Origin of the sequence: Sporosarcina sp. A2, assembly GCF_050858885.1 — a bacterium.
Taxonomy (GTDB): Bacteria; Bacillota; Bacilli; order Bacillales_A; family Planococcaceae; genus Sporosarcina.
In genome coordinates, this window is sequence record NZ_CP193898.1 from 2637889 (window position 1) to 2663387 (window position 25499).

Annotated in this window: 28 protein-coding genes; 7 read left to right on the plus strand and 21 right to left on the minus strand. The window is 43.6% G+C overall.

Translation table 11 applies throughout. From position 1 onward, the window contains the following. Positions 1–16: 16 nt before the first annotated feature. The 13 genes from ACRPI0_RS13385 to acpS all read right to left on the minus strand — a co-directional run bounded on the left by ACRPI0_RS13385 (position 17) and on the right by acpS (position 8481). Positions 17–613: a PP2C family serine/threonine-protein phosphatase gene (locus ACRPI0_RS13385; protein WP_432353168.1), complete on the minus strand. Its 597-nt coding sequence runs from the start codon at positions 611–613 to the stop codon at positions 17–19. Beyond that, entirely contained in the window at positions 613–1398 is a 786-nt protein-coding gene (gene sigB / locus ACRPI0_RS13390) for an RNA polymerase sigma factor SigB (RefSeq protein ID WP_432353169.1), read from the minus strand. Before sigB ends, ACRPI0_RS13385 begins: the two co-directional genes overlap by 1 nt. Further along, the gene (gene rsbW / locus ACRPI0_RS13395) at positions 1373–1849 is read right to left on the minus strand and encodes an anti-sigma B factor RsbW (protein ID WP_432353170.1); all 477 of its coding nucleotides are present in this window, start codon (positions 1847–1849) and stop codon (positions 1373–1375) included. The genes sigB and rsbW overlap by 26 nt, the downstream gene beginning before the upstream one ends. Further along, a complete protein-coding gene (locus tag ACRPI0_RS13400) occupies positions 1836–2174 on the minus strand; it encodes an STAS domain-containing protein (RefSeq protein ID WP_432353171.1) in 339 nt (112 codons plus the stop codon). Before ACRPI0_RS13400 ends, rsbW begins: the two co-directional genes overlap by 14 nt. An 83-nt stretch (positions 2175–2257) precedes the next feature. Beyond that, complete coding sequence (locus ACRPI0_RS13405; RefSeq protein WP_432353172.1) at positions 2258–3259, minus strand: PP2C family protein-serine/threonine phosphatase; 1002 nt, start codon at positions 3257–3259, stop codon at positions 2258–2260. A gap of 12 nt (positions 3260–3271) precedes the next feature. Continuing rightward, positions 3272–3673, minus strand: coding sequence for an anti-sigma regulatory factor (locus ACRPI0_RS13410; RefSeq protein WP_432353173.1), 402 nt, complete (start codon positions 3671–3673; stop codon positions 3272–3274). A gap of 2 nt (positions 3674–3675) precedes the next feature. Next, positions 3676–4038, minus strand: a complete 363-nt coding sequence (locus ACRPI0_RS13415) for an STAS domain-containing protein (RefSeq protein WP_040285620.1) — start codon at positions 4036–4038, stop codon at positions 3676–3678. A 1-nt stretch (position 4039) separates the two neighbouring features. Beyond that, a complete protein-coding gene (locus tag ACRPI0_RS13420) occupies positions 4040–4867 on the minus strand; it encodes an RsbT co-antagonist protein RsbRA (protein WP_432353174.1) in 828 nt (275 codons plus the stop codon). Positions 4868–5007: 140 nt separating this feature from the next. After that, the gene (locus tag ACRPI0_RS13425; protein ID WP_432353175.1) at positions 5008–5358 is read right to left on the minus strand and encodes a type II toxin-antitoxin system PemK/MazF family toxin; all 351 of its coding nucleotides are present in this window, start codon (positions 5356–5358) and stop codon (positions 5008–5010) included. A gap of 4 nt (positions 5359–5362) precedes the next feature. Further along, positions 5363–5641, minus strand: a complete 279-nt coding sequence (locus ACRPI0_RS13430) for a transcriptional regulator (protein WP_432353176.1) — start codon at positions 5639–5641, stop codon at positions 5363–5365. Between the two features lie 156 nt (positions 5642–5797). Then, the gene (alr, locus tag ACRPI0_RS13435) at positions 5798–6922 is read right to left on the minus strand and encodes an alanine racemase (RefSeq protein WP_432353177.1); all 1125 of its coding nucleotides are present in this window, start codon (positions 6920–6922) and stop codon (positions 5798–5800) included. Between the two features lie 113 nt (positions 6923–7035). Next, a complete protein-coding gene (locus tag ACRPI0_RS13440) occupies positions 7036–8043 on the minus strand; it encodes a LolA family protein (RefSeq protein WP_432353178.1) in 1008 nt (335 codons plus the stop codon). A gap of 72 nt (positions 8044–8115) precedes the next feature. After that, entirely contained in the window at positions 8116–8481 is a 366-nt protein-coding gene (gene acpS, locus ACRPI0_RS13445) for a holo-ACP synthase (RefSeq protein ID WP_432353179.1), read from the minus strand. A 66-nt stretch (positions 8482–8547) separates the two neighbouring features. On the opposite strand from acpS, the gene ACRPI0_RS13450 reads away from it, so the two are divergent. Continuing rightward, complete coding sequence (locus ACRPI0_RS13450) at positions 8548–9177, plus strand: rhomboid family intramembrane serine protease (RefSeq protein WP_432353180.1); 630 nt, start codon at positions 8548–8550, stop codon at positions 9175–9177. A 214-nt stretch (positions 9178–9391) separates the two neighbouring features. Here ACRPI0_RS13450 and ACRPI0_RS13455 read toward each other — a convergent pair whose 3' ends face one another. The 6 genes from ACRPI0_RS13455 to ACRPI0_RS13480 all read right to left on the minus strand — a co-directional run bounded on the left by ACRPI0_RS13455 (position 9392) and on the right by ACRPI0_RS13480 (position 16578). Beyond that, positions 9392–10882, minus strand: coding sequence for a PH domain-containing protein (locus ACRPI0_RS13455; RefSeq protein ID WP_432353181.1), 1491 nt, complete (start codon positions 10880–10882; stop codon positions 9392–9394). Beyond that, positions 10875–11354, minus strand: coding sequence for a PH domain-containing protein (locus tag ACRPI0_RS13460; RefSeq protein ID WP_432353182.1), 480 nt, complete (start codon positions 11352–11354; stop codon positions 10875–10877). The genes ACRPI0_RS13455 and ACRPI0_RS13460 overlap by 8 nt, the downstream gene beginning before the upstream one ends. A gap of 133 nt (positions 11355–11487) precedes the next feature. Beyond that, a complete protein-coding gene (locus ACRPI0_RS13465) occupies positions 11488–13059 on the minus strand; it encodes a DEAD/DEAH box helicase (protein ID WP_432353183.1) in 1572 nt (523 codons plus the stop codon). Positions 13060–13402: 343 nt separating this feature from the next. Continuing rightward, entirely contained in the window at positions 13403–14116 is a 714-nt protein-coding gene (locus tag ACRPI0_RS13470; RefSeq protein WP_432353185.1) for an alpha/beta hydrolase, read from the minus strand. A gap of 3 nt (positions 14117–14119) precedes the next feature. Then, complete coding sequence (locus ACRPI0_RS13475) at positions 14120–15499, minus strand: UDP-N-acetylmuramoyl-tripeptide--D-alanyl-D-alanine ligase (protein ID WP_432353187.1); 1380 nt, start codon at positions 15497–15499, stop codon at positions 14120–14122. Between the two features lie 11 nt (positions 15500–15510). Further along, positions 15511–16578 carry a D-alanine--D-alanine ligase gene (locus tag ACRPI0_RS13480; RefSeq protein ID WP_432353188.1) on the minus strand — a complete coding sequence of 356 codons (1068 nt, stop codon included), beginning with the start codon at positions 16576–16578 and terminating at the stop codon, positions 15511–15513. 213 nt (positions 16579–16791) lie between these two features. Between ACRPI0_RS13480 and ACRPI0_RS13485 the strand changes: the two genes are divergently transcribed. Next, a complete protein-coding gene (locus ACRPI0_RS13485) occupies positions 16792–17973 on the plus strand; it encodes an FtsW/RodA/SpoVE family cell cycle protein (protein ID WP_432353189.1) in 1182 nt (393 codons plus the stop codon). A 98-nt stretch (positions 17974–18071) separates the two neighbouring features. Beyond that, the gene (locus ACRPI0_RS13490) at positions 18072–19253 is read left to right on the plus strand and encodes an FtsW/RodA/SpoVE family cell cycle protein (RefSeq protein ID WP_432353191.1); all 1182 of its coding nucleotides are present in this window, start codon (positions 18072–18074) and stop codon (positions 19251–19253) included. A 40-nt stretch (positions 19254–19293) separates the two neighbouring features. Here the strand turns inward: ACRPI0_RS13490 and ACRPI0_RS13495 are convergent, their stop codons facing one another. Further along, positions 19294–19434 carry an Lmo0850 family protein gene (locus ACRPI0_RS13495; protein WP_172643597.1) on the minus strand — a complete coding sequence of 47 codons (141 nt, stop codon included), beginning with the start codon at positions 19432–19434 and terminating at the stop codon, positions 19294–19296. A 238-nt stretch (positions 19435–19672) separates the two neighbouring features. Between ACRPI0_RS13495 and ACRPI0_RS13500 the strand changes: the two genes are divergently transcribed. The 4 genes from ACRPI0_RS13500 (at position 19673) to cls (ending at position 24324) form a co-directional block, all read left to right on the plus strand. Next, positions 19673–19996, plus strand: coding sequence for a metal-sensitive transcriptional regulator (locus tag ACRPI0_RS13500; RefSeq protein WP_432353192.1), 324 nt, complete (start codon positions 19673–19675; stop codon positions 19994–19996). Between the two features lie 14 nt (positions 19997–20010). After that, positions 20011–20220: a copper chaperone CopZ gene (gene copZ, locus ACRPI0_RS13505; RefSeq protein ID WP_432353194.1), complete on the plus strand. Its 210-nt coding sequence runs from the start codon at positions 20011–20013 to the stop codon at positions 20218–20220. A 102-nt stretch (positions 20221–20322) separates the two neighbouring features. After that, a complete protein-coding gene (locus tag ACRPI0_RS13510; RefSeq protein WP_432353196.1) occupies positions 20323–22725 on the plus strand; it encodes a heavy metal translocating P-type ATPase in 2403 nt (800 codons plus the stop codon). A 147-nt stretch (positions 22726–22872) separates the two neighbouring features. Continuing rightward, on the plus strand, positions 22873–24324 hold the full coding sequence (gene cls / locus ACRPI0_RS13515) for a cardiolipin synthase (protein ID WP_432353198.1): 1452 nt from the start codon (positions 22873–22875) through the stop codon (positions 24322–24324). Positions 24325–24481: 157 nt separating this feature from the next. Here the strand turns inward: cls and ACRPI0_RS13520 are convergent, their stop codons facing one another. After that, positions 24482–25357: a M15 family metallopeptidase gene (locus tag ACRPI0_RS13520; RefSeq protein ID WP_432353200.1), complete on the minus strand. Its 876-nt coding sequence runs from the start codon at positions 25355–25357 to the stop codon at positions 24482–24484. Between the last annotated feature and the right edge of the window lie 142 nt (positions 25358–25499).

Genomic DNA, 25499 nt, shown 5'->3' on the forward strand with positions numbered 1-25499 from the left:
AAATCCCGCCTCCTAGTTACAGAAGCAGGGTTCCTGCGATAAACGTCGCATCGTCGCCAGGTTTCACCGTTTCGCGTACCAATTCAGATAGCGCTAGAGGATCATCACTTTGGCTTAAATAAGCTTTGGGACTTCTTAGTTCAACACCATCTGAGTGCATGAAGAACAAGTCACCACGCTGATACGTATACTCTTGAGTCTTCATCTTTTGAGGACGTCCGGATAAGTACCCCATCACTGGAAGTGGATATAACATTTTGCCGTCATGTTGCCGGATATACAACCGGACATTGCCCACACAACTATGTTGAATCGTTTGCTGAGTATAATCTACTTTTACAATAGCAACCGCTGCTCCGCGCTTTTGAACCATGTGTTCATTGATGCGACTGAGTAATTCCTCAATCGTTTCTGCGTGATGCTCTTCTAATATTCGCGGCATGACTTCTGCAGACTGTCGGGCAACCATTCCACTCCCGAGTCCATCTGCAATGGCACATATGAAATAATCCTCTTCCGCATGAAGAAAGTACACGTCCCCTGAATCACGATTTCCACCTTTGGCCTGCTGATAGACATACGCCTCGATATGATCGTTTTTAAATGATTCCATTAGGTGACTCCGCCTGCAGCCACAATGGCTTCCTGCAATTTCTTAATTGCCTTGCGTTGAAGTCTTGACACATGCATTTGAGAGATGCCAAGAAGCTCACCGGTCTCTTTTTGGCTAAGTTGTTCAATATATGTATATTGGATGATCTGTTTCTCTCTGTCAGACAATACATTCAACGCATCTGCTACTAGTAAACGCTGATCTGTTTTTTCATATCCGTCGTCTTTTGCACCGATAATGTCAAACAGAGTTACCGTTCCACCTTCAGAATCCGCTTCAAGCGTATGGTCCATAGAAAGAGCCTGATAGCTACGTCCCATCTCCATTGCTTCTAACACCGATTCTTCGTCCACTTCCAAGTACTCTGCAATCTCGCTCACTAACGGTGAACGTTGAAGTTCTGTAGTAAGAGTCTCTACAGTGGCTTTTATGCGAGGACCGAGCTCCTTTATACGACGCGGGACATGGACAGCCCAAGTTTTATCACGTAAAAACCGTTTAATCTCTCCGATAATAGTAGGGACTGCAAACGCTTCGAAACTACGACCGAATTCAGGGTCGTAGCGACGGATAGCACCGAGTAGGCCTAGCATGCCCACTTGAGCGATATCTTCATGATACGATTTCCCTTTAGAATACTTACGCGCAATCGATTGAACAAGACGCTCGTAATGCATGACCAAATGTGTTTGTGCTTCGTCATCCTCATTCTCTTGATAACGGCGAATCCACTCTAGTACTTGTTCTTGAACTTGCGGATCACGAGTAGGCTGTTTGCTTGACATCCGCTTCGCCCCGCTCTCTGCCAAGGTATTTGGTCATGAAAACAGTGACTCCTTCTTCATGATGGACTTTAACATCATCCATAAGTGTTTCCATTAAGTAGAGTCCCAGTCCTCCTTCGCGTAAAAGTTGGACATCTGTATCTTGCTCAGTATAAGGACCGACTCGTTTTTTTGTTTCTTCGAAGTTAAAACTTTGACCGTGGTCCGCTACCATAATTTCTAACCTATCCTCATACAATGCGCAGCCTACAATAACTTCGCCTTCTTCGTCATCATCGTAAGCATGACGAACAGCATTTGTTATAGCTTCACTTGACGCTATCTTCAAATCTTCAATTTCGTCATATGTAAAACCTAAACGGCTTGCTAAACCTGAAATGGTAAGTCTTGCAACACTTACATACTGGGGCTTAGCTGGAACTTTAATTTCAATGTAATCAAACGGTGCCATTTGGGTCCCCACTTTCCATTTCAATCTCTACGATATCATCGAGTCCAGTAATTTCGAACAATCGTTTCAAACGCTTATTTAATCCGACAATTTTAACAGACCCATTTACTGCTTTTACTCTCTTATAAAAAGCAACGAACACACCTAGTCCAGTACTGTCCATATAATTCACTTCTGAAAAGTCGAGAACAGCTTGACACTCAGGCTCATCTGCAACTTTTTCAAGTCTTTCTCTTAAGGTTGGAGCTGTAAAAGCATCAATCTCACCAACGATTTTAAATAAATGGACACAGTCTTTCTGTTCCACATCAACTTGTAAATTCATTTATAGACACCCCTTGCTTTCTCATTCTGAATTTAGACCTCTAAAGAAGTGTTTACCCTTAGAATCTTTAGACGAAACATCTTTTATTCTTTTTTAAAGAGAACAAGTGTGAAATCATCATGCAGCATGTAGTTTTGCATTTTAAATAATTCAGTATACAAGTAGTCCGTAATTTGTTGGGCCGGTTTGTCCTTCATTTCCCGTAGCATCTTCAAAATAACTTCCTCATCAATGAAGCCTTCCGCATTACGACCTTCCGTCACACCATCTGTAAGCATGACAATGAAGTCTCCAGGAAGCATTTCAACCGAATTCTCTTGGAATACAACATCTTTACGTATTCCTAATAGAAGTCCTTTTGCATCTAGTTCTACAAATCGATCCTCAGCAGCTCGATAGAGAATTGCTGGTTCATGACCTGCTGAACCATAGGTGAACTTACTAGTATTCCCGTCATATTTACCGTAAAACATCGAAATGAACATGGAATCATCCATACTCTTTTCAACAATCTGGTTGATGACTTCCAACACGTGTTTCGGTTCTGTTGCTTTGTCTCGCAAACTATCCATACCAAATTTAATCATCGACATACATAAAGCAGCTGGTAGCCCTTTTCCCATGACATCCGCTACTGCCACGCATGCTTCCTCATGACCTTGTTCAATGAAGTAGACATAATCCCCACTCATGTTTTTCGCAGGTTTACTCACCATGCCGATATCCAGTCCCGGTACATCAGGTACCGAAGTCTCTAGTAGCATGTCCTGAACTTTTACAGCAACGTCCATTTCAATTTGCATCGCTTCCTGCTTTCGCAGAAGACTTTGGTGCTCCATTAACGCTAAACCGTAGTGAATCATAATCTCTATTAAAAAATCATAAGAAGGACCAATACTAGGGGCTAGATCAGGAAAAATCTCTTCCACTGTATTTTTGTGAAGACTGATCACTTCTTCTGGAGATATCTTTTTCTCGATGAATTTCCGGCTTACTTGCTGGGCAGCATATAAGTCGGTTTCATCCTTATGAGCGACGTATTTACGAAGCAGTTCTGAATACTGCTTTCCCACTTCTTGCGGCATTCCTTATTCTCCTTATCGCAGCCATTTAGTTGCCGTTATTGTTGTACCTTTTCCTACCTCTGATTCGACTTTGAAGTCATCCATGAGACGTTTTACACCAGGCATTCCTGCACCTAGTCCGCCAGAAGTTGTAAATCCATCTTCCATTACTCGTCGTAAATCAGGTATTCCGGGTCCCTCATCTGAAGCAATGATGGTCATCCCTTTCATGCCATCGATAGAAAGACGCTCAATTTCAATCTTCCCTTTACCTGCATATAAGTAGATATTACGCGCTAGTTCACTTATCGCGGTAGTAATACGCGCTTGGTCCACTGTTCCGAACCCGGAGTTTTTCGCTTCATTTCGACCAAGCTGTCTTGCAGCAACAATATCCCATTCCGTGAAAATCTCTACAGAAGACCGGTTATCCATATTCAGGCCTCCAATTCTTTGCGAAGCTTCGTAAGACCATTTTCAAGATCAAGGGCTGTCATAACGTTTTCCAATCGAATACCAAGTTCAATCAATGTAATTGCGACGGCAGGTTGGATACCCGTAATGACCACTTTTGCTCCCATGAGACTTGACATACTGATTACGTCGCCTAGTACTTTTGCTATAAATGAGTCAATGAAGTCTATAGATGTTAAGTCGATGACAACACCTCTAGCTGTAGTTTCGTGCATTTTGTTCAGTAAATCTTCTTGAAATTGGATGGCTGTTTGGTCATCTAACTCCCACTGAATCGAAACGATTAACACTTCATCTAGTTTTAAAATAGGAATTCGAACATTCATTTTACTCTACCTCCACTATTTCGCGGTTTGTTAAGCTAAGTGCTTCCTGCATGCCCCTACGCAATGTACTTGTTGTCGTGAAATCACTTAAATTAATGCCAAGAGCGACGATGGTTTGTGCAATTTCAGGTCGAATACCGACGAGCATACATTTAGCACCAACGAGTCGCACAGCGTCTGCCGCTTGGATTATATGATGCGCAACCATTGTATCTACCACGGGGACACCAGTTATATCGAGCAAGACTACTTCAGCACGTTGCTGAACTACGCCTTCTAGTAAATTTTCCATAATCAATTTTGCACGTTCTGTATCAATAGTTCCAACTAGCGGCATGATGGATACTTTGTCCACAACCGGGATTAGTGAAGCGGAAAGTTCTTGCAATGCTACCTTCTGCAGTGCGTCCGTTTGCTCCCACTTAACTGCATATGCTTCTATAATGCTCTCGCGTAGCGGGTTGATCCATTTAGTGAATACACCCATGAAGATTCTTAGATTTTGTTCAGTAATGACATCTTCATCTTCTAGCATTTCAAAAACAACGGATGCAAAATTATCGATTGCTTTGTTGACGAACTTAATAGACCATCCAAACCGGATTACTTTTTCAGTGAAGTCTTCTAATCTTTCCTTGTTAACGGTCTGTTCGCTCTCATTAATATTAGATGTCATTAATGTCGTAAACTCTCGACTCGTCTTCTCGACAAGATGTTGCGGCATAAAATGGAAGAAACGTTCTCCTTTTTCTTCTTTCATTAATTCTATCCATTGGTCAATTATGGCGTCCATATGTTCGTTGACTACAACCCGCATTTTGCTATTCATAATACTGTCGGCTCCCCCTTATAATGAAAACACGTTTTTCTTTGTCTATTAGTATAACGGATATTGTGCCATTGAGCATCTTTTCTGTACAAAAAATCCATCCTGTCGGAGGACGGGATGGATTTTTTTGCTATGTATGCCTATAAATTTGTAAGTCCGAAACTGACTTCCAGTGCATCGTCCACCTTTTGCATAACATGCTGATCCAAGTGGGTGATCTTATCTGTAAGCCTTGATTTGTCGAGCGTTCGGATTTGTTCGAGCAGGATTACTGAGTCCCGCTCAAATCCATGACGTGCTGCATCAATTTCGACGTGTGTCGGTAACTTTGCTTTTTGTATCTGAGCAGTGATTGCCGCTACGATCACTGTTGGACTAAACCGATTCCCGATATCATTTTGAATGACGAGAACCGGTCGTGTGCCACCTTGTTCAGAACCTACGACAGGCGACAAATCCGCAAAAAAGACATCTCCGCGTTTAATTGCCAACTTTTCATCCTCCGCTTACGAGTCGTTCCACCGTATGCTGTGCTTCGAATTCCGCATGCAGACATTCAGCAGCAATTCCAAGATTGATTTGGGACATTTCCACGTATCCACGCATCATCTCTTCTCTGATTGTATTCAACTCACAATCAGTTTTATACCGCGTAGCCGAGTAATATACGAAATCTCCCTGCTGCTCCTGATGGACGATCGTCTGTTCATTTTGTTTCAGCATCTTTTCGGGGATTTCCATAAGTAATTCTTTTTTGTTTTGGTTAGCATCCAACTCAAGCACCTCCGACAAAACCCGTTCCTCATTTCTATACATGTTTATCTTACCATTGGAGTTCGACAATGAAAAGACAAATAAAGAAATATAGCGACAAGTTGCGCAGTGAAGTATAGTAGTTTGTCGAAAAGTGCGAGAGATAGAGCTAGTCAACTAGTCCCCGAAATACTGTCTTTGTACACGTCCGGCAATCGTTACGGCGATTTCATAAGGAATCGTACCGATGCGAGTTGCCCATTCTTCCATTGTAATTTCTTCTGCCCCTTGTTTCCCAATTAACACAACAGGCTCACCTTCAGGTATGTATTCTGGCAAACGAATCATGCATTGGTCCATACAAATCGTTCCGATAATAGGGACACGTTGCCCCCGAACGAGAACTTGCTGTCCGCGTAAGTTTCGTTTTAACCCATCTGCATAACCTATTGGAAGAGTTGCAATCCATTCCCCTGGTTGTGCATTGTACGTACCGCCATAACTAATAGCTTCAACTGACTTGGCTTGTTTTACAAAAGTGATTTCTGTTTCAAGATGTAGCGCAGGTTCCAATTGAAATGGTAGTTCTGATGCAACGAATTCAGAAGGAGCAATTCCATACATCCCGATGCCAAATCGAACTGCGTCGAGCGCATAGTCTTTAAATCTAAGTGCCGCTGCACTATTTGCCGCGTGAACAAGTTTCGGTCGCTCTGGAAAACATGCAACTAAATTCATGAACGCCTGAAATTGTTCTGCTGTTCTCTCATGTTGTGGTTCATCCGCAGTTGCAAAGTGTGTAAATGTACCTTCCACTTTAATGACTGAAGTTCCTTCAAGAATCGAAAATAATTCCAATAATTCTTGTTTACTCCGTATGCCTATCCTACCCATTCCTGTATCAATTTTTACATGAACGTGTAAACTTTCTTTTGCGCTTTCTAGTTCATCTACAGCTGCACGTGCCCATGCACTCCCGGGAATAGTCAGCGTGATGTTCTGACGTGTCGCTTCTTTAATAAATGATATAGGGGATGGCCCCATTATAAGTATTGGCTGTTGAATACCGTCACTCCGTAAACGCAATGCTTCATCAGGAGTCGCAACTGCCGCCATCGTTGCACCTGCTTGAAATGCAGCACGTGCACTTTCCACCGCTCCATGTCCGTAGCCATCTGCTTTTACTACCGCAATCACCACAGTTCTATCAGGAAGATACTTTTTCAAATTCCCAACGTTAGACCGGATAGCGTCTGTATTCACAACAGCACGAGTCGGTCGGTAGTCAACTAGTTTTTTCATGTCGATCACCTCTTCAGAATAAGTAGTCCTATTATCATCCTGAAAAGCATCGTACGTCAATATAGACGGAAAACGGGCACCCGATTGCCCGGCACCCGTTACTTTGATTTGAATTACTTCACTACGTCAGGTTGCATGGATCCCGCTACTTGAATCAGTTCACCCTTAGTTAATGATTCAGAAGCTACGTAAAACGCAACGCCATCCTGCTCCCAGCGGATTGTATTACCGGATAGTGCTGCTACTGCAAATCCTAAGTCGACAGGATCTCCATCAATAGATACTTGAATTTGTTTTTCTACTGCAACTGCTGGTTCTTGAACAACTACGAACTCTTTACCACCACCGCCATATGATAAGAAGAGACGTGTTCCATCTTCTGTAGCAACTGGTTCTTCGCTAAGAAGTGTGACGTCTTCAAATATAGCTGAAGGGTAGTAAGTTTCAAGGTCAGCCTTTTTATCTTTCGGCAACTCTTCTTTCTTTTCATGATCGCTATTTTCCATTTCAACCGCGTAATCTGCTGCCTTACGCTTTACGCCTAAAGTAATTTTCTTGAATGTCACACGGATTTTTTCTTCCTTGTTTTCATCCAACAATGTTACGTGAGTAGGCAGTAATGTTTTCTTGTCAATATGAATCTGTTGCGTTGGAAGAACTGCCTTATGATTATTGCGAGTTGCCGTTTCGAACACATACGTCTTTTCTTTTTCAGTCATTGTTGATTTCTTATCTGCTTTAATGTCATCAGACAACGTGCTGATCAAGTACGCCTGACTATTTTGTGCTGGCCAATCACTTTGGAATTTGTACGTTTTATTCAAAGAAGGTGTGACAACAAAAACTCCTTCTTCGTTTCGGACAATCAGTTGAGATTCATCTTTTTCTTTTTGTGAAACATCCACTTTGTAAAAGTCAGGTTTCGTATGCCAAACGGTTACATCATACATACGTGGCTCTTCTCCGGTTTTGATTTCCATCGTCGCTTGAAGATCGTAACCCTCGGAATCATTCCATTTCCCACTCAACTTTTTGACAACATCCTCTTTAGATGGTGCCCCGCAAGCAGTCAGTAACAAAAGAAGTACTCCTAACAACACTAATCCAATTTTGCTTCGCATTCTGGTCATCCTCTCCTATTTCAATCGGGTAGGTCATCTTATGAGGAGGGACAGTCATTTATGCAAAGCTGTCTAGATACGTTCCGTTTTTTGAAGAATAACTTGTGCAGCAGCTACGGTTTGAGTATGTGTAATGGACACAAAACCATCTACAGGCTGGTTGTTGAAGTAAAGAATCGGCGCACCTTTTTCATTCGGCAAGATCGCGATATCTAGAAAACTACAGTCCGGACCAATTCCTGTTCCGAGTGCTTTCGCGTACGCTTCTTTAGCTGCAAACCGTCCCGCAAGGAATTCGGTGCGACGCTGACTCGATAGTTGTTGGTAGTGTCGGTGTTCTTCAGTCGTAAGAATTCGATTCCGGAACTTCTCAGATTTGCTGTCCAGCCTTGCAATCCGATCGAGTTCTGTAATATCTAAGCCAATTCCCGTAATCATTTAATCGCCTTCTTTCCATATGGAGTCGAAAAATTGTATACTTAGAACAAAGATCGGGGGAGAGTCATGTTTATCCGCACTGAAAGTTTTTCTCAATACATTCGGCAATACCCTGTTGTAACAACGCTCATTGCTCTTAATGTTATCATTTATCTATTGACGTTGATGCCCTTCTTCGGAGATTCGATTCTCAATTTCGGCATCGGTTCGAATTACATGATTGAACAAGGTGAGTACTGGCGCTTAGTTACTCCCATGTTTTTGCATGCTGGGTTCATGCATCTGTTGTTCAATATGTTTTCTCTGTTCATCTTTGGACCCGAGTTAGAAAAAGTTGCTGGAAAAGCACGTTTTCTCACTGTGTACTTCTTAGCTGGTATTTTTGGAGACATCGCTACATTCTTCGTATACGATTCCAATTATATGCACGTTGGCGCTAGTGGTGCCATCTTTGGGATTTTCGGTGCATTTGCTGCATTGGTCTATTACACGAAAAAAACGTTGCCTCAGCTTCGCCAAATCATATTACCAATTATCGGGCTTAGTGTTGTCATGACTTTTGTCGGTCCTAACATTAATGCCACTGCGCATATTGCAGGGTTGGTCGTTGGATTTTTGATTGGATTAAGTATTTTCCATCCTAAACGGATTATTAGCTGGCGTAAACCTAAATTGAAAGTCGTCGATAAAAGATAAAGACTGCAGGGAAGTCAGTGTTGCTGACGTTCCTACAGTCTTTTTTTGTGATGCTTTAGGTGGGTTATGATCGGATTCCTGAAGGTTATGAGCGTTTTTCTACTTTTATGATCACTTTCCGCTGGTTATGAGCGTTTCCCCTGTTTTATGATCACTTTCCGCGAGTTATGAGCGCTCCCCCTGTTTTATAATCACTTCCCGTGAGTCAAGAGAGTTAATCCAGTTTCATTTCTCGCGAGGGTTCATACCATTCTAGTAATTGCTCAGCCTCATTGAAATCCATTTGACGTAGCCGGACATCGTGTATCCCCATGCCGGACTTTACGTTTAGATGAATGGTGGCTACATCTTGACGCTGTTGAAAAATAGTTTGTCGGATACCCATCGACTGAATTCGTTTCCGCATCGTATAGGAAGTCTCTAAACTAATGCCCCTGGAGCGAATCGTGACTTGGTTACCACTAATACGATAGGCAGCGGACCGATGTTGCCAAATTCCAAGCGACATGACAAGAGGAACAAGTAAGAGCGTTAATAATCCATACGGATAATAAAACCAGCCCACTGCCGCTATTACCGGAACCATCCATAAGAAGTCAATACGATAGAAGAACTTACTCCCACGTTTCGGTAGCTTCTCCACAGGTTCACGCAAATCCAAGTCAGGGAAAATTTCCTGAAGCGGACCGTACATCTCCTTCACTTTCACAAGTGGGAAGAGTTGAATTTTAGATCCATCATCCGCTGCGCCTGCGCTATGTACGATAACTCTGCCGTACCCAAATAACTGGCGTAACGGATTTTCGACTAAACTAACGCTCTGAATACGACTGAGTGGAACCGTTGTCCGTTTTTTCTCAAGTAGACCACGCGTGATGACTAACTCTTCATCCGCCACATTTACCGCGAATCCGTAGTAAGAGAAGAACGTCATCGCAACTGAAAGTAACCACGCTACGAACACTCCAACGAGAACTAAGAGAACAATAACGAGCACACCGAACTTTATAAGTGTCGCCAACTCATCACTCACTCTATCTAACGGTAAAAACTCACCGAACTGCGATAGAAAAATCGCAACTCCTGAAAAGATGACGCCAATCCCTCCAGACGTCGTAGCTAATAAAACGAGCTGTTTCGGATTCAACGAAAATACGCGCTTCTCTTTAACAACCTCATCTTCAACTTCAAACGTATCTACTTCAAATTCCATACCTTCATCAGGCTGTTCTATGTTCCGCTTTTTTGCATCTGCAATTCTTCGCTTGATGCGATCTGCATCTTCCCGCGTCACCGCAGTCAGTTCTGCTTCAGCTTTTCCACCTGACGAAGCGGCAGTCTCAACTTGCACTTTGACAAGTCCGCACGGCCGGTGAAAAATGCCTTCCGTGTAATTCAAGCTTTGAATACGCTCAAACGGGATATATCGTTTTTTGCGGACAAACAAGCCGGATTCCATACGTAGCTCGCCATCTTCAAACCAATAAGAGAACCGCAACCATTTAATGAGACCACTGGATAGTAAATAGATTAGTAATACAGCTCCAAACACCAACGACCAGTTGTCAATGAACCAATTCCCACTGTTATTATTTCTACTTCCGGAAATCAATACAACAACAAGCGGTAAAATGGCTTCTTTCAACGCTTTGATACTTTCCACAACAACCGTTACCCAATGCAGTTTGTAACGTGGTTCAGACATCGTCTTCCGCCACCTTTGCTAGCGCAGATATGCGGTTACGTAATTCATCCGCTTCTTCTACAGCCAGTGCCGGGATTGAATGGACCGTTGCTGCTGATGAAATCGATATTGCAGACAGATCATACTTTTTCAAAATTGGACCTTGTGCTGTATCCACGTGTTGCACACGAACCATCGGAATTAGCGTTCGAGTGACGATGAAAATACCATGTTGCAGTTCAATCTCTGATTCCCGAACTTCGTAGCGCCACCTGGACCATCTGATTTTAGGAAACAGGTAGATGAATAACCATCCGTATAGGACAACAACAGCCGCTGCGATGGCATAGATAAACCAAGGCCACTCAAGGAAATAAGTGAGCGTACTTATACCAATGGCAAACAACGCAACAAGGCCAGTTTGCAACCAGCCATAAAGGCGCCATACGGTGAGCCCTTTTGTGGATAATCGATTTGCAGGCTGACTTCTCAAGTCGGTTCCTCCTCACTTCATACTAGTGTATACGATTCATACCTATAGATGTTTCATTTTACCATAACAAAAAGCTCGAGAAATGCACATTTTCATGCGCACCTCTCGAGCTTAAATACGTTATAGGGTGTGATTAACGCTCTGAGCGTCCGCCACGTGAGCGATCACGGTTTCCACCTTCACGACTTCCACCTGTGCTGCTACGTCCGTCGCGACTTCCGCCACCACCACTACTACGTCCATCACGGCTCCCGCTTCCGCTTCCACCGCTACTACGACGTTGGCCACCGCTGAATCCACGACCGCCACCGTGTGAACGATTTCCGCCACTACGATTGCCTTTATATCCGCCACGGCCACTACCGCCGCCGCTACCACCACGTGATGGTAAAGGACGCTCTTCTGTAATTGATACAGGAGTTGCATCTGGCTCGTTTGTTAAGTGCTTCAATGCTGCTGCAACTAGGTCTGTTGCATCGTACTTAGCAAGAAGGTCTGTTGCAAATTGTACATAGTCATTCAACTCGTTCTTATCAACAGCTTCTCCAAGTGTTTCCACTGCAAGTTTCTGTTGTCCAAGAAGTGCCTCGTCAGACGTTGGTGGCTGAAGTGGAGTCATACGCTTTTTAGTTGTTTCTTCAACGATACGTAGGTAACCCATTTCACGCGGTGTTACAAATGTAACCGCGATACCACTCTTACCTGCACGGCCTGTACGACCGATACGGTGAACGTAGCTTTCAGGATCTTGTGGGATATCGAAGTTGTAAACGTGAGTTACGCCTGAAATATCAAGTCCACGCGCAGCAACGTCAGTTGCAACTAAAATATCAACTTTACCTTCTTTGAATTGACGCAAGACAGACATACGCTTTGCTTGTGTCAAATCACCGTGGATTCCTTCTGCAATGTATCCGCGGATATTAAGTGCGTGTGAAAGCTCATCAACACGGCGCTTTGTACGACCGAAAACGATCGCAAGTTCCGGCTGTTGTACGTTCAACAAGCGAGACAACACGTCGAATTTCTCACGTTCTTGCGCTTTCACGAAGAACTGCTCGATGTTTTCGACTGTCATTTCTTTTGACTTGATTTTTACCATTTCTGGATCCTTCATGAATGTTTCTGCAATTTTACGAATCGGTCCAGGCATTGTAGCTGAGAATAACAATGTCTGACGTTCTGCAGGAACGTTCTCAAGGATTGCGTTGATGTCCTCGATGAAGCCCATGTTCAACATTTCATCTGCTTCGTCCAATACAAGTGTTTGAACGCCGTCGAGCTTCAATGTTTTACGTTTGATATGGTCCAAAATACGTCCCGGTGTACCGACAACGATTTGTGGATTATTTTTCAAAGCACGGATTTGACGTGAGATTTCCTGTCCGCCAAATACGGAAAGGATACGAGCACGTTTGCCGTAACCAATTTTGTAGATTTCTTCAGAAACTTGGATCGCAAGTTCACGAGTTGGTGCGATAACAAGTGCCTGAACTGCAGGATTACTTGTGTCGATTTTCTCGATCATTGGGATACCGAAAGCTGCTGTTTTACCTGTTCCAGTTTGTGCCTGGCCGATAACGTCCTTGCCTTCCATACCAAATGTAACCGTACCTTCTTGAATTGGTGTTGCCTCTTCAAAGCCCATTCTCTTTAGAGAGTCTTGTGTTGATTTACTGATATTTAATTCCGAAAAATTCGTCAAACTTCTCAATCTCCTTTGTGTTTTCCATTTGACAATTGGTTACATTTGCAAATGAAAGCGCGGCAAATCGGAGCCTTATGCTTATTGGGTATGTTTCCGAACGTATACAAAATCTAATGTGGGAAACATGTTTTCCTCCCGGTCAGTTAGATGTAGTGGATGAAAGGAAAGCCCGGTCTTTGCCGAGCGGTTCGATAGAGGATTCTCCTCTTTAGCGGCGATGCCGTCAAACCGTTTTATTCAAAAAAAAGCACTCTTCACAAGAGGAAGAGTTCTGCGTAAATGTATCCAATGCTCATGTTAGTTTACCACAGCGCTAGCTCTACCGCAACCAATACACATGTCATTCTTGTGACGAAACCATCTTGTCTTTGTTCAAGAACGAAAGAACTTTTACAAACCATTGTTCACAATCATCGCTGTAGCAAATGTGATGCTTTCCATTATCCGAGAAAATCAGTTCTTTTTCTTTAGAACCGAGTGACTTGTACAACAATTCCGCGCTCGAATAGGGCACGATTCCATCCTGTTTGCCTTGGACAATACAGACTGGAGTAGTGATTTTCTCATAGTACGGAGCGATTTGACGGACAATCCGTGTGAACTGATAAGCTGAACGAATCGGGGTATTCGCTATTTTGTATTGGTACAAGTGGTAAAACGTATTCGGTGGAAATTGACGGATGACAGGTTCTGCAAGCAAAATAGCTGCATCAGCTAACAGTAACCTCGGTGAGATGTACTTCGCTGCAGCGCTAAGCAAAACGAGACGATCGACAGGATATCTAAGCGCCAGATGCAAGGCTATTAAACCACCCATTGAAAATCCAACGACAACAATTCGATCCGTCCGTTTGCGAAGATGTCTGAAAGTAATCTCTGCTTCCATGAGCCAGGCCTCTGCAGTAATTTCAGAAAGTCTTCCGCCCGGTTCATGTCCCGGCAATATAGGAACTTCGATGATCCAATCGGTTTTTTCCTTCAAAAAACGGATAAACGGGCTTACTTCAAATGAGCCACCCGTAAATCCATGCAGAATGATGACGCCTGTTCTCACCGATTACGCCTCCGTTTCCAATACTCCATTTAATACGTTTTCTAGCGCCATTCCTCGGGAGCCTTTCAACAGAATGATGGACTGGTCATCAATCGATTCAAGCAACGTCGAAATAATTGGTTGGTAATCGTCTTCTATCCACATCAATTTAACAGGTGATTTCCGCGCATGTAGCTCGTCATATAGCCACTTCATTCTTGGTCCGTACAGGGCAATCCCTTTCAACTCTAGGTTGGCTAGTTGGTCGGCAACTGATTCGTGGAAATGTCTTTCGTCTTGTCCAAGTTCCAGCATATCCCCCAGCACTACCCACTTATCTCGACGGAGTTGTGTCTGTCCGATAAAGGACAGCGCTGCGCGTAATGAAGTCGGCGCTGCATTGTACGCATCATTGATGAATAATGCACCACTTTTAGCAGTTATAGGTTGCATCCGCATCGGTGTTAACGTTGCGTTTAATAATGCACTACGAATGCCTTCGTCCGTCATGCTTAGTTTTTTTGCTACAAGCATAGCAGCTAGCGCATTTTTCACCTGATGCTCACCGAATACTGGAATGACGTATTGCCCATCAATCTGTCCAGCAACCGTAAATCGGCTTCCTTGCTCAGTCACTTCTATATCCGTTGCCACTAACTCACAGGATTCCGCATAGCCGAATGCAACAGCATCAAGGTTTTTTTCGGCACCTACGAGTGAAGTCAGTAACGGTTCGTCGCCATCATAGTAAAACTCACCTTCAGAAGAGAGTCCTTGTATGATTTCAAATTTCGCCTTTGCGATACCTTCTCGGCTTCCAAGGTCTTGCATATGGGCTTCACCGATATTCGTAATAATCGCTATGTCTGGTTTTGCAAGTTCAGAAAGGAAAGCGATTTCTCCAAAAGCACTCATTCCCATTTCGAGAACTGCAACTTCCGTTTCTTCTTCAAGTGACAAAATCGTCAATGGCATTCCGAGTTCATTATTAAAATTGCCTTCTGTTTTGCGAACTGCAAACTCTGCACTCAGAACACTTGCGATCAAGTCTTTCGTTGAGGTTTTCCCGTTAGATCCAGTCACACCGACTACTTTACACGTCAGCTGATTTCGATAACTACGGGCAAGTTGCTGGAGTGCCGCTTCCGCATCGTCTACAAAAATTAGTGGCAGTTCTGCAGGTGGATTAGGTTCGTCAGTAAGCCAGAGTGAAGCGACTGCTCCATTTTGGATCGCAGAGTGAACGTACTTGTGACCGTTTGCCTGCTCTCCACGGAACGGGATAAACAAATCCCCTTGTTTAATGTTTCTCGAATCGATTGTTGCTCCTAATACGGTAATTCCTTCCAAGTGTTGTCCGGACGCATTCAGCCATTCCGCCAGTTCAGTTAGTTTACGTTTCATTTATATCCCACTCAATCCATTGTGTATTGTATCTGTTGTTTTTCTGCATGACGCGCAAGTGCTAATTCAATCAGTTTGCCGATCAATTCTGGATAGCTGACACCAGTATGCTGCCAAAGTAACGGGAACATGCTCGTCGGAGTAAATCCAGGCATTGTGTTAACTTCATTGATCAACACTTCATCATTTTCAGTGACAAAGAAGTCAGCACGTACAAGTCCTGCGCAGTCGAGTACTTTAAACGCGCGGTACGCCATGTCTTTCATATGAGTTGCGACATCATCTGGCACGTGTGCAGGGATGACCAACTCGGTGTTTCCGTCTTGATATTTTGCTTCGTAATCGTAAAATGCTGCAACGGGTTTAATTTCCCCCGGGACGGAGCATGCTGGCTCATCGTTGCCTAAAACGCCCATCTCGACTTCACGCGCCGTAACGCCCTGTTCGATAATGATTTTACGGTCGAATTTCAGCGCAAATGCAATTGCTTGCTTCAAAGCTTCACGCGTATCTGCTTTGCTGATCCCGACACTTGACCCTAAGTTTGCTGGTTTTACGAACACCGGGTATTCAAGTGTTTGTTCTGCAGCATCCAACAAGCGAGCTTCATCTTTTTCCCACTCGGAACGGATGAAATGTATATAAGGAACTTGTGCAAGACCCACTTGAGCGAATAATTGCTTCATGACAACTTTGTCCATTCCGGCAGAGGATGCGAGTACGCCATTTCCTGCGTATGGGATATTCATCACTTCAAATAAGCCTTGAACCGTTCCATCTTCTCCATTGGTTCCGTGTAACAACGGCAGGATCACATCCGGCTTTCTATCGAGTTGCAGGAATTGAGCAATACTATCCGGTTCGCTCCCTCCATTACTTTCAAAACGTAACTCTTCAATCGTTTCTGCAGGTTTCGTAATCGGTGTACCTGTACGCCATTCTCCCTCAGACGATATGTAAATTGGCATGACCTCGTATGCGTCAAAATTGACAGCCTGTGTAACGGCACGTGCAGTTGATAAAGAAACTTCGTGCTCCGCTGATTTTCCTCCATAGACTAACCCTAGCTTTTTTTTCATAATAATCCCTCTCGATCCGTTAGTTTTCGTCTCACTAGTTTACCATGAACCGCGGATGATGCTAGAAAAAACCTTTCCGTTCCTCTATGGTTAGACTAGAATCATTCATAATGGAGAAACTTTTAAAACTTTAATTACGTCTTATGAACTAGTTGGAATTCCGGCCTAATTCTTGGTTCCTCCGTATCACTCTCTATAGGAAGGAGTTTCGCTTTGAAACTATCAACCAAGTGGACAGAACGATTCGACTGGACACTCGCCTTGTACTTATTACTATTTTTCATCATCAGTTTAACAGCGATTGGCTCTGCACAAAATTCTGGACAATATAATATGAACTTCATTCCCCTGCAAATCCGTTGGTATGTGCTTGGTGCATTTATCATCTTCGTTATGATCCAATTAGAGCCGCAGCAATATAAAAAGTTAGCGTGGCCTCTTTACGGATTCGGTATTTTCCTTCTCTTCTTTCTCATGGTAGCACCCGGTGGAGAGGACCAAATTGCTGAAATGCGGCTTGGAGCCAAACGATGGCTTCACTTGCCTGTAATCGGAACCATTCAACCTTCGGAATTCATCAAGACGTTCTTCATACTTGGACTGGCAAGGATGGTTAGTATCCATCATGATCGGTATCCAGTAAAATCATTGAAGGTGGATGTGTTGCTACTCGGTAAAGTGGCAGTAATGCTAGTCGTTCCACTTGCTTTCATTATGAAGCAGCCGGATTTAGGAACTTCCCTTGTATTTATAGCGATTACAGTGGCGGTAGTTATTGTTTCCGGAATCTCCTGGAAACTACTCGCTCCGCTCATAGCAGTCGGCGCAACTTTCGGTGCGACACTTTTATGGATGGCGATTTACGCACAAGATTTCTTACAAAAACTTGGGTTTGACCCGTATCAATTTAAACGTGTCTATTCCTGGCTCGATCCTTATTCGTACCCCGGAGAGGAAGGTTACAATCTGATCCAGGCTATGACCGCGATCGGATCTGGAGCATTCACTGGGAAAGGTTTTAAGGAAAGTGTTGTGTACATTCCAGAGAACCATACCGACTTCATCATTAGTGTAATTGGGGAAGAATGGGGGTTCGTCGGAACGAGTCTGCTCATCACGTTGTTTTTCGTCTTCATTTATCATTTAACGAAAATTGCTCTGACGCTGAAAGATACGTTCAGTGTATATGTGACCGCTGGTGTGATCGCTATGCTCGCGTTTCACGTCTTAGAGAATATTGGTATGAACGTCCAACTGTTACCGATTACCGGAATTCCACTTCCTTTCATCAGTTATGGGGGAAGCTCATTATTCAGCAACATGTTTGCGATTGGTCTGATTTTCAGTATACAATTCCATCAACAAGATTACTTATTTGAAACCGAGGAAGATTAACTTTAAAAGACAGGAAAATCTCCCCTTGTGGATACTCATAGGATATCCGTTATAATGAGTGGTTGTAACTCTATGAAACGGCAAAGGTGACCATCTATATGAAAATACAACAAAAAACTGCAGATCGATTCGATTGGCCGCTCGCCTTCCTCTTGTTATTGTTTGGGGCGATTAGTTTAGTCGCAATCTCCTCCGCTCAAACAACTGGACAATACGGTAAAAATTTCATTCCGTCACAAATTCAATGGTATGTCGTCGGTTCCATCATAATCGCGATTACGATGTACTTCGAACCCGAACAATATAAAAAAGCATCATGGCTCATCTACGGAGGCGGTCTGTTCCTGCTATTCATGCTTTTCATACTTCCTGAAAGTATGGAACTCGTTTCACGCCGTAATGGCGCAAAGAGTTGGTTCCACTTACCAGGGGTCGGCAGTATTCAACCTGCTGAATTCATGAAGACGTTCTTCATCATTGGATTAGCTCGTGTCATCACGAAACACCATGAGAAATTCACGGACAAGACGCTACAAACGGACTTCATTCTTCTGATGAAAATCGGTGTCGTCCTAATTGTTCCGTTGTTTTTCATTTTGCAGCAACCTGACCTTGGTACTGCGCTTGTATTTTTAGCTATTACTGCAGCCCTCGCTGTAGTTGCCGGGATTACATGGAAGATACTCGTTCCGATTTTTGTCGGCAGTATCTCCATTGGCGGTACGATGCTGCTAATGGCATTATATGCCCAAGATTTCCTAACGTCACTTGGCTTTAAACCGTATCAGTTCCAACGAATCTATTCATGGCTCGATCCTTACTCGTATTCGTCGAACGAAGGCTTGCACCTAATTACTTCGTTGAATGCTATCGGATCTGGTGAGATTTTCGGTAAAGGATTTAAGGACCGTGAAGTGTACGTTCCAGAAAGCCATACGGACTTCATATTCAGTGTAATCGGTGAAGAATGGGGCTTTGTAGGCGCAAGTGTCGTCATCTGTCTGTACTTCTTCCTCATTTATCATTTAACGAAAATTGCACTAGAGTTAAAAGATCCGTTTAGTACGTATATCGCTGCGGGGATTATTGCAATGATCACGTTCCATGTTTTCGAAAACATCGGTATGACCATTCAATTACTTCCGATCACAGGGATTCCTCTTCCTTTCATCAGTTACGGAGGTAGTTCACTGATGGGCAATATGCTCGCGATTGGACTAATCTTTAGTATGAAATTCCATCATCGTACGTACATGTTCAATTCTGATGATGAAGAATAAAAAAACACGTCCGAGACAAATGTCTCGGACGTGTTTTTAGTCATGGTTGGATTTGCGGGTCTTGCTGTGCAGGCGGTGTAAGGGCCTTAAGCATATCTAGACGCGATTTTGTCATTGTAGCGGAAACACCTAACTTCGCTAAGTTTGTGATGATCTTCTTCAAATCGATTTCTTTCGCCATCTGGTTCCACCTCAACCTTTCTATAGTGCAGGACGCACAAATTGGATGTAAGGTTCTAGTTTGTTCGAATTGTAGTGTTTTTCTTTTGCTAACTATATCATACCACAATTGTCAAGTTTTTAACCTTTCAATTATATTACAAATTATTTAATTTTATGTGAACTATATCCGCCTTGAATCATTGACATACCCCCCACTGGTACATTATGTTTGAAGTAGAAAGGGGTGACGAATAACTATGATCCACGAAGATGAGCTTGTCGTTGCAGAGGAACTTTCCTGTCGCAAGAGTCACCACCCCGATAGTGTGAAAACCAATCTAATCCACCGCTTGAACCGGGTAGAAGGTCAAATTCGCGGAATTCGTAAAATGATTGAAAGCGATGTCTATTGCGATGATATCATCACACAATTCGCAGCTACACAGTCTGCACTCAATAGCGCTGCCAAGGTTTTGTTAGACGGGCATTTAAAAGGGTGTGTAAAAGAACGCCTTGCAGAAGGTGATGACGCTGTTCTTGACGAATTACTTATTACAGTTTCAAAATTAATGAGAAAATAAGGAGGCAATTCAAAATGGAACAAACAACTCTAACAGTTAAAGGTATGTCTTGTGGACATTGTGTGAAAGCGGTTGAAGATAGCGTCGGTAAACTCGAGGGCGTTGAATCCGTTTCAGTAAATCTCGACGCGGGCACTGTACAGGTTTCTCACAACCCTGTTCATGCAGACAGCGAAAAGATCCAGGAGACGATTGAAGACCAAGGATACGACGTAGTGCACTAATAGGTTTAAAACCGCCAGCACTTGCTGTGCGGTTTTCTTTTCTTACTTTTATTTTTCATCAATACATACCCCGATCAGGTACCTTTAAGGAGGATGACGGTCATGAGCGAAAAACGAATAGATATTCCGATAACAGGTATGACTTGTGCAGCTTGTGCAAACAGAATCGAAAAAGGACTCTCTCGCATGGAGGGTGTCCAAGACGTTGCGGTCAATTTCGCAACGGAAAAAGCGGCTGTAACCATAGACACTGGTGCAGCTGACTTACCTGCGCTACGAGCCAAAATACAATCACTCGGCTACGACATCACTGAACGTCATGTCGATCTACAACTTACAGGGATGACGTGCGCTGCGTGTTCTGCACGTATTGAAAAAGTTCTTTCCAGGATGGATGGAATCTTTACAGTGAATGTCAATTTAGCATTAGAGACAGGTCGCGTCACATATGACCCCACTGCACTTTCAGTTAATGACATCATCCTCAAGATTGAAAAGATTGGCTATGGTTCTTCAGTTAAAGACGGTGCGTCGACGAACGAGGAAGACCCTCGTAAGGCAGAGATCCACAAAAAGACTAAAATGTTCGCCATCTCAGCAATTCTTTCTTTACCGTTATTGTGGACAATGTTCGCCCACTTTTCATTCACACGTTGGATGTACGTTCCAGACCTATTCATGAATCCCTATTTCCAATGGGCACTCACAACGCCTGTTCAGTTTTGGATTGGCTGGACATTTTATAAAGGCGCATTCTCTGCGCTACGCAATGGAAGCGCCAATATGGACGTGTTGGTTGTCTTAGGGACATCCGCTGCGTATTTCTATTCGGTGTTCCTCGTCCTAACCGGCTCAGATCATGGGTTGTATTTCGAAACGAGCGCTGTGCTAATTACGCTGATTTTACTTGGAAAACTATTTGAAGCACGTGCGAAAGGCCACTCATCGGACGCCATAAAAAAACTTATGGGACTTCAACCGACGATGGCTGTTGTAGAACAAGATGGTGTTCAATCGGAAATTGCGATTTCCGACGTTCAAGTTGGCGATATACTCGTCATTCGACCTGGAGCATCGATTCCAGTCGATGCTGAAGTTGTTTCTGGCACATCTTCTGTAGACGAATCGATGCTGACAGGCGAGAGTCTTCCTGTCGATAAAGCCGAAGGTGATTTGCTGTACGCTGCAACCGTGAATGCAAACGGCTCGTTGCGCGTGCGTGCGAAGAATATTGGAAAAGACACGATGCTCTCTGGAATCATTCGCGTTGTAGAAGAAGCTCAAGGATCGAAAGCGCCAATTCAACGATTAGCTGATAAAATCTCAGGTGTGTTCGTACCTGTAGTGGTCGGCATTGCTGCTTTGACGTTCGTCATTTGGTACTTCTTCGTAACTCCCGGTGATTTCGCTGAAGCACTGACTAGCACGATTGCGGTACTCGTGATTGCTTGTCCGTGCGCACTTGGTCTTGCAACACCAACATCAATCATGGCGGGTTCCGGCCGTGCGGCAGAACACGGAATACTGTTCAAGACTGCAGAAGCGATGGAACAAACGAAATCAATTGATACAATTGTGTTCGATAAAACGGGCACACTTACTAAAGGTACTCCGGAAGTAACAGACTTCGTAACGTCGGATGCTTCTCAGCGAAACCGGATGATCGCACTATCTGCTGTGGCTGAAAGTGATTCTGAGCACCCGGTTGCACGAGCTGTGACGACATTCGGTGCAGAAAGTGGAAATCGCCTACTTACAGTTGGACAATTCGAGTCAATTCCAGGACATGGCATTCGCTGTACTGTGGACAATGTCGACATACTTCTTGGGAATCAGAAGTTATTGGAGCGCTTCAATATCGAGCTGAATCACACGATTACGGATACTGCTTCACTAGAAAATGAAGGCAAGACCGTCATGTATATGGCTGCGGACGGAGCTCACGTAGCGGTAATTGCCGTCGCCGATACGGTGAAAGAGACTTCTGCTGAGGCTGTGAAAGAACTGCACGCTCTTGGAATGGAAGTTATTATGCTGACGGGTGACCAGGAACGCACTGCGAAATCGATTGCGAATACAGTCGGGATCGACCGGGTGATCGCAGGTGTGTTGCCTGACCAAAAAGCACAAACGATTGTGGCACTTCAAGCTGAAGGGAAACGTGTTGCGATGGCAGGTGACGGGATTAATGACGCCCCCGCTCTTGCCGTTGCGGATATCGGAATGGCAATGGGTACAGGAACTGCGGTCGCTATGGAAGCCGCTGATGTCACGCTAATGCACGGGGATTTGCTACGTGTTCCTGATACACTAAAAATGAGTCGGCTTACTGTCCAGAACATTAAACAGAATCTATTTTGGGCACTTGCCTACAACTCGGTCGGCATTCCGATTGCAGCCGCTGGGTTACTTGCACCTTGGGTAGCTGGTGCTGCTATGGCATTCAGCTCCGTTTCCGTTGTGTTAAATGCACTACGATTACAACGCGTAAAATTGCGTGATTAACTTAAAAGAGAGTCAAAACCGAAAGAAAGTAGAATCTTATCACTTTCTTTCGGTTTTTTATATGGATGCGTTTTTGTTATAAGGGACAAATTTCCCTGTTGCTGTATACTATAGGAATATGACAGAGTTCGAGAAAGGCGGAATACAATGGCAGGAATTATAGGTGGCCTTATGGTCGCTCTTCTTATTTTAAACATCCTGCTAGCAGGCGTTCTTATTTTCTTAGAACGACGTGATGCAGCATCTACATGGGCTTGGTTACTCGTTCTATTCTTCATCCCACTATTCGGATTTATCATCTACTTGCTCCTTGGTAGACAACTGCGAAAGCGGCACTTGTTCCGTTGGTCTGGTCGAGATCGAATCGGGATTGAGACTTTGATTGAATACCAGATGGAAGCAATTGAGGAAGAAACGTTTGAATTTCAATTGGATGACACAGCGCGTTATCACGATATCATTTACTTACATTTAAAAAATAATCATGCAGTATTGACGCAAGATAACGATGTTGAGATTTTCAACGACGGTGATGCAAAGTTTGAAGCGCTTATCCATGACTTAGAAAATGCAAAAGATCATATCCACTTCCAGTACTACATTATGCGCCTCGATACATTAGGAAGCAGAATAATGGAAGTGCTCGTCAGAAAAGCAAAACAAGGTGTTAAGGTAAGAGTATTATTTGACGATATTGGCTCTCGTGGCTTGCATGTCAAACACTTGAAAGAGTTGACGGACAACGGTGGAGAAGCCGCTGCCTTTTTCCCTGCGATTATGCCGCTCATTAACCCTCGTTTGAACTATCGAAATCACCGTAAAATCGTTGTTATTGACGGTCGCATCGGCTACGTCGGAGGATTCAATGTCGGTGATGAGTATCTTGGATTAAGTAAGAAGTTCGGATATTGGAGAGATACGCATTTACGAATAGAAGGAAGCGCTGTACATCCTTTGCAAACCCGTTTCTTTCTGGACTGGAATCAGGCGTTATCCTCTAGTGAAGTTCAGTACAATGATCGGTATTTCCCAGTCATCCCCCGAAAAGGTTCTGTCGGAATGCAGATCGTCTCAAGTGGTCCTGATGCTGAATGGGAACAAATTAAAGATGGCTATTTAAAGATGATTTTCATCGCAAAAGAATACATTTACATCCAAACACCTTATTTTATACCTGATGCGAGTTTCTTAGATGCCTTGCGTATTGCATGTTTGTCGGGTATCGATGTACGGATTATGATCCCGAACAAGCCCGATCATATGTTTGTCTACTGGGCTACGTATTCAAACCTAGGGAGTCTATTGAAAGCAGGCGCGCGTGTCTATATTTATGAAAATGGATTTATCCATGCGAAGCAGATTGTTGTGGATGATGAGTTGGCTACGGTCGGTACCGCAAATATCGATGAGCGTAGTTTCCGCCTCAACTTTGAGATTAACGCCTTCATCTATGATCGTGAAAAGTCACGTGAGCTAGCGGAGTTGTTCGAACAGGACATTCACTTATCTACAGAGTTAACTTACGACATGTATCTGAACCGTTCGCGGGGTATTAAGATAAAAGAGTCCATTTCCCGCTTACTGTCACCAATTTTATAAGCACAAATTAGAACAGGTTGCCCCTTTAGTGGAGGTGCCTGTTTTTTGATGTGAAAGTACGGTTGCTTGGGCGGATTGCCTCATCAAATACTACATTCAGACAAATCCAACAGAGTTTATTTGCATACAAAAAGAGACTGCGACGCAGTCCCTTTTCTCATTTTACTCCGAGGTATTCTTCTAGAGTGATATTCTTCTTGAAAATTTCTTCAGAAATCGGTTTTCCGACATAACGATAATGCCAGGCTTCGTGCATATATCCTGTAACTTCTTCTTTGTTTTTAGGGTAGCGTAAAATGAACCCGTATCGGTGCGCATTCGCAAGAAGCCACTTTCCAGCTTCAGTCTCACCGAAGGAAGAGGACGCCCAATGCTTCTCGTGGTTCACTTCACCAATATCAAACGCAAGACCGGTTTGGTGTTCGGAATAACCTGGACGCGCGCTATAGCGATCGGCAGCTTCTGCACCATCGCGATCCGCATAGCGATTGTAAAGTGTCACCTGATAATCATACGATCGGTATGTGCTAAATGCCGTCAAATTGAAATTGGAAAGTTTCGCTTCAGCGCTCATTTCTTCAAATGCCGCGCGTGCGTCTTTGTTTTCACCTGGCGCAAAAGTTGTAGGTAGTGGATACTTTTTATTGGCCAGTAAGATTTCATTGAAATACGTTGGTTTAGTTGGCAATTTCTGTCCCTCCACATAGCCTCCATCAAACGGTTTCTCTGAATCACTTGGTGTGGTAGGCTCATCAGTTGGTGATGTTTCTGTATCTTCTGAAGGATTAGGTGTATTCTTCGGTTTTGTTTTCTTCACCACTTCTGTATTCTCTTTTTCTGGCAGAGTAACTATTGGTGACTCGGTTTCAGGAGTTGATAATCCAGCTCGTTCCAACGCTTTCTCTACATCCCAGTCGTTAATTCCCACCCAAACAACTAAGCCGATCAGCAGAACAAGCACGACTGTTACTATTGCCTTGAGCCCTTTCGAATGCTTCTTCTTTGTACTTCTTCTTGCTTGTCTTCGATTCATTAGAGTATTGCCCTCTTTCGTTTTGTTTGTTACCTTCTATGTTCTATATCTCAAATATTACAAGTTTATTACGCGTAATGCTTTTCATAGTCTACCATCATTTCTCTCTTAGGACTACTGTGCCTTTTATAAATGATATGCT

Coding starts and splice junctions, on each gene's coding strand:
- ACRPI0_RS13475 (WP_432353187.1), bottom strand. CDS start 15,499: ATGAAACGTAAACTAACTGAACTGGCGGAATGGCTGAATGCGTCCGGA.
- ACRPI0_RS13415 (WP_040285620.1), bottom strand. CDS start 4,038: ATGAATGTTCGAATTCCTATTTTAAAACTAGATGAAGTGTTAATCGTT.
- cls (WP_432353198.1), top strand. CDS start 22,873: ATGGCAGGAATTATAGGTGGCCTTATGGTCGCTCTTCTTATTTTAAAC.
- ACRPI0_RS13400 (WP_432353171.1), bottom strand. CDS start 2,174: ATGAATTTACAAGTTGATGTGGAACAGAAAGACTGTGTCCATTTATTT.
- ACRPI0_RS13510 (WP_432353196.1), top strand. CDS start 20,323: ATGAGCGAAAAACGAATAGATATTCCGATAACAGGTATGACTTGTGCA.
- ACRPI0_RS13500 (WP_432353192.1), top strand. CDS start 19,673: ATGATCCACGAAGATGAGCTTGTCGTTGCAGAGGAACTTTCCTGTCGC.
- ACRPI0_RS13480 (WP_432353188.1), bottom strand. CDS start 16,578: ATGAAAAAAAAGCTAGGGTTAGTCTATGGAGGAAAATCAGCGGAGCAC.
- acpS (WP_432353179.1), bottom strand. CDS start 8,481: ATGATTACGGGAATTGGCTTAGATATTACAGAACTCGATCGGATTGCA.
- ACRPI0_RS13455 (WP_432353181.1), bottom strand. CDS start 10,882: ATGTCTGAACCACGTTACAAACTGCATTGGGTAACGGTTGTTGTGGAA.
- ACRPI0_RS13440 (WP_432353178.1), bottom strand. CDS start 8,043: ATGCGAAGCAAAATTGGATTAGTGTTGTTAGGAGTACTTCTTTTGTTA.
- ACRPI0_RS13520 (WP_432353200.1), bottom strand. CDS start 25,357: ATGAATCGAAGACAAGCAAGAAGAAGTACAAAGAAGAAGCATTCGAAA.
- ACRPI0_RS13420 (WP_432353174.1), bottom strand. CDS start 4,867: ATGAATAGCAAAATGCGGGTTGTAGTCAACGAACATATGGACGCCATA.
- ACRPI0_RS13410 (WP_432353173.1), bottom strand. CDS start 3,673: ATGGATAACCGGTCTTCTGTAGAGATTTTCACGGAATGGGATATTGTT.
- ACRPI0_RS13385 (WP_432353168.1), bottom strand. CDS start 613: ATGGAATCATTTAAAAACGATCATATCGAGGCGTATGTCTATCAGCAG.
- ACRPI0_RS13405 (WP_432353172.1), bottom strand. CDS start 3,259: ATGCCGCAAGAAGTGGGAAAGCAGTATTCAGAACTGCTTCGTAAATAC.
- ACRPI0_RS13490 (WP_432353191.1), top strand. CDS start 18,072: ATGAAAATACAACAAAAAACTGCAGATCGATTCGATTGGCCGCTCGCC.
- ACRPI0_RS13495 (WP_172643597.1), bottom strand. CDS start 19,434: ATGGCGAAAGAAATCGATTTGAAGAAGATCATCACAAACTTAGCGAAG.
- rsbW (WP_432353170.1), bottom strand. CDS start 1,849: ATGGCACCGTTTGATTACATTGAAATTAAAGTTCCAGCTAAGCCCCAG.
- ACRPI0_RS13450 (WP_432353180.1), top strand. CDS start 8,548: ATGTTTATCCGCACTGAAAGTTTTTCTCAATACATTCGGCAATACCCT.
- copZ (WP_432353194.1), top strand. CDS start 20,011: ATGGAACAAACAACTCTAACAGTTAAAGGTATGTCTTGTGGACATTGT.
- sigB (WP_432353169.1), bottom strand. CDS start 1,398: ATGTCAAGCAAACAGCCTACTCGTGATCCGCAAGTTCAAGAACAAGTA.
- alr (WP_432353177.1), bottom strand. CDS start 6,922: ATGAAAAAACTAGTTGACTACCGACCGACTCGTGCTGTTGTGAATACA.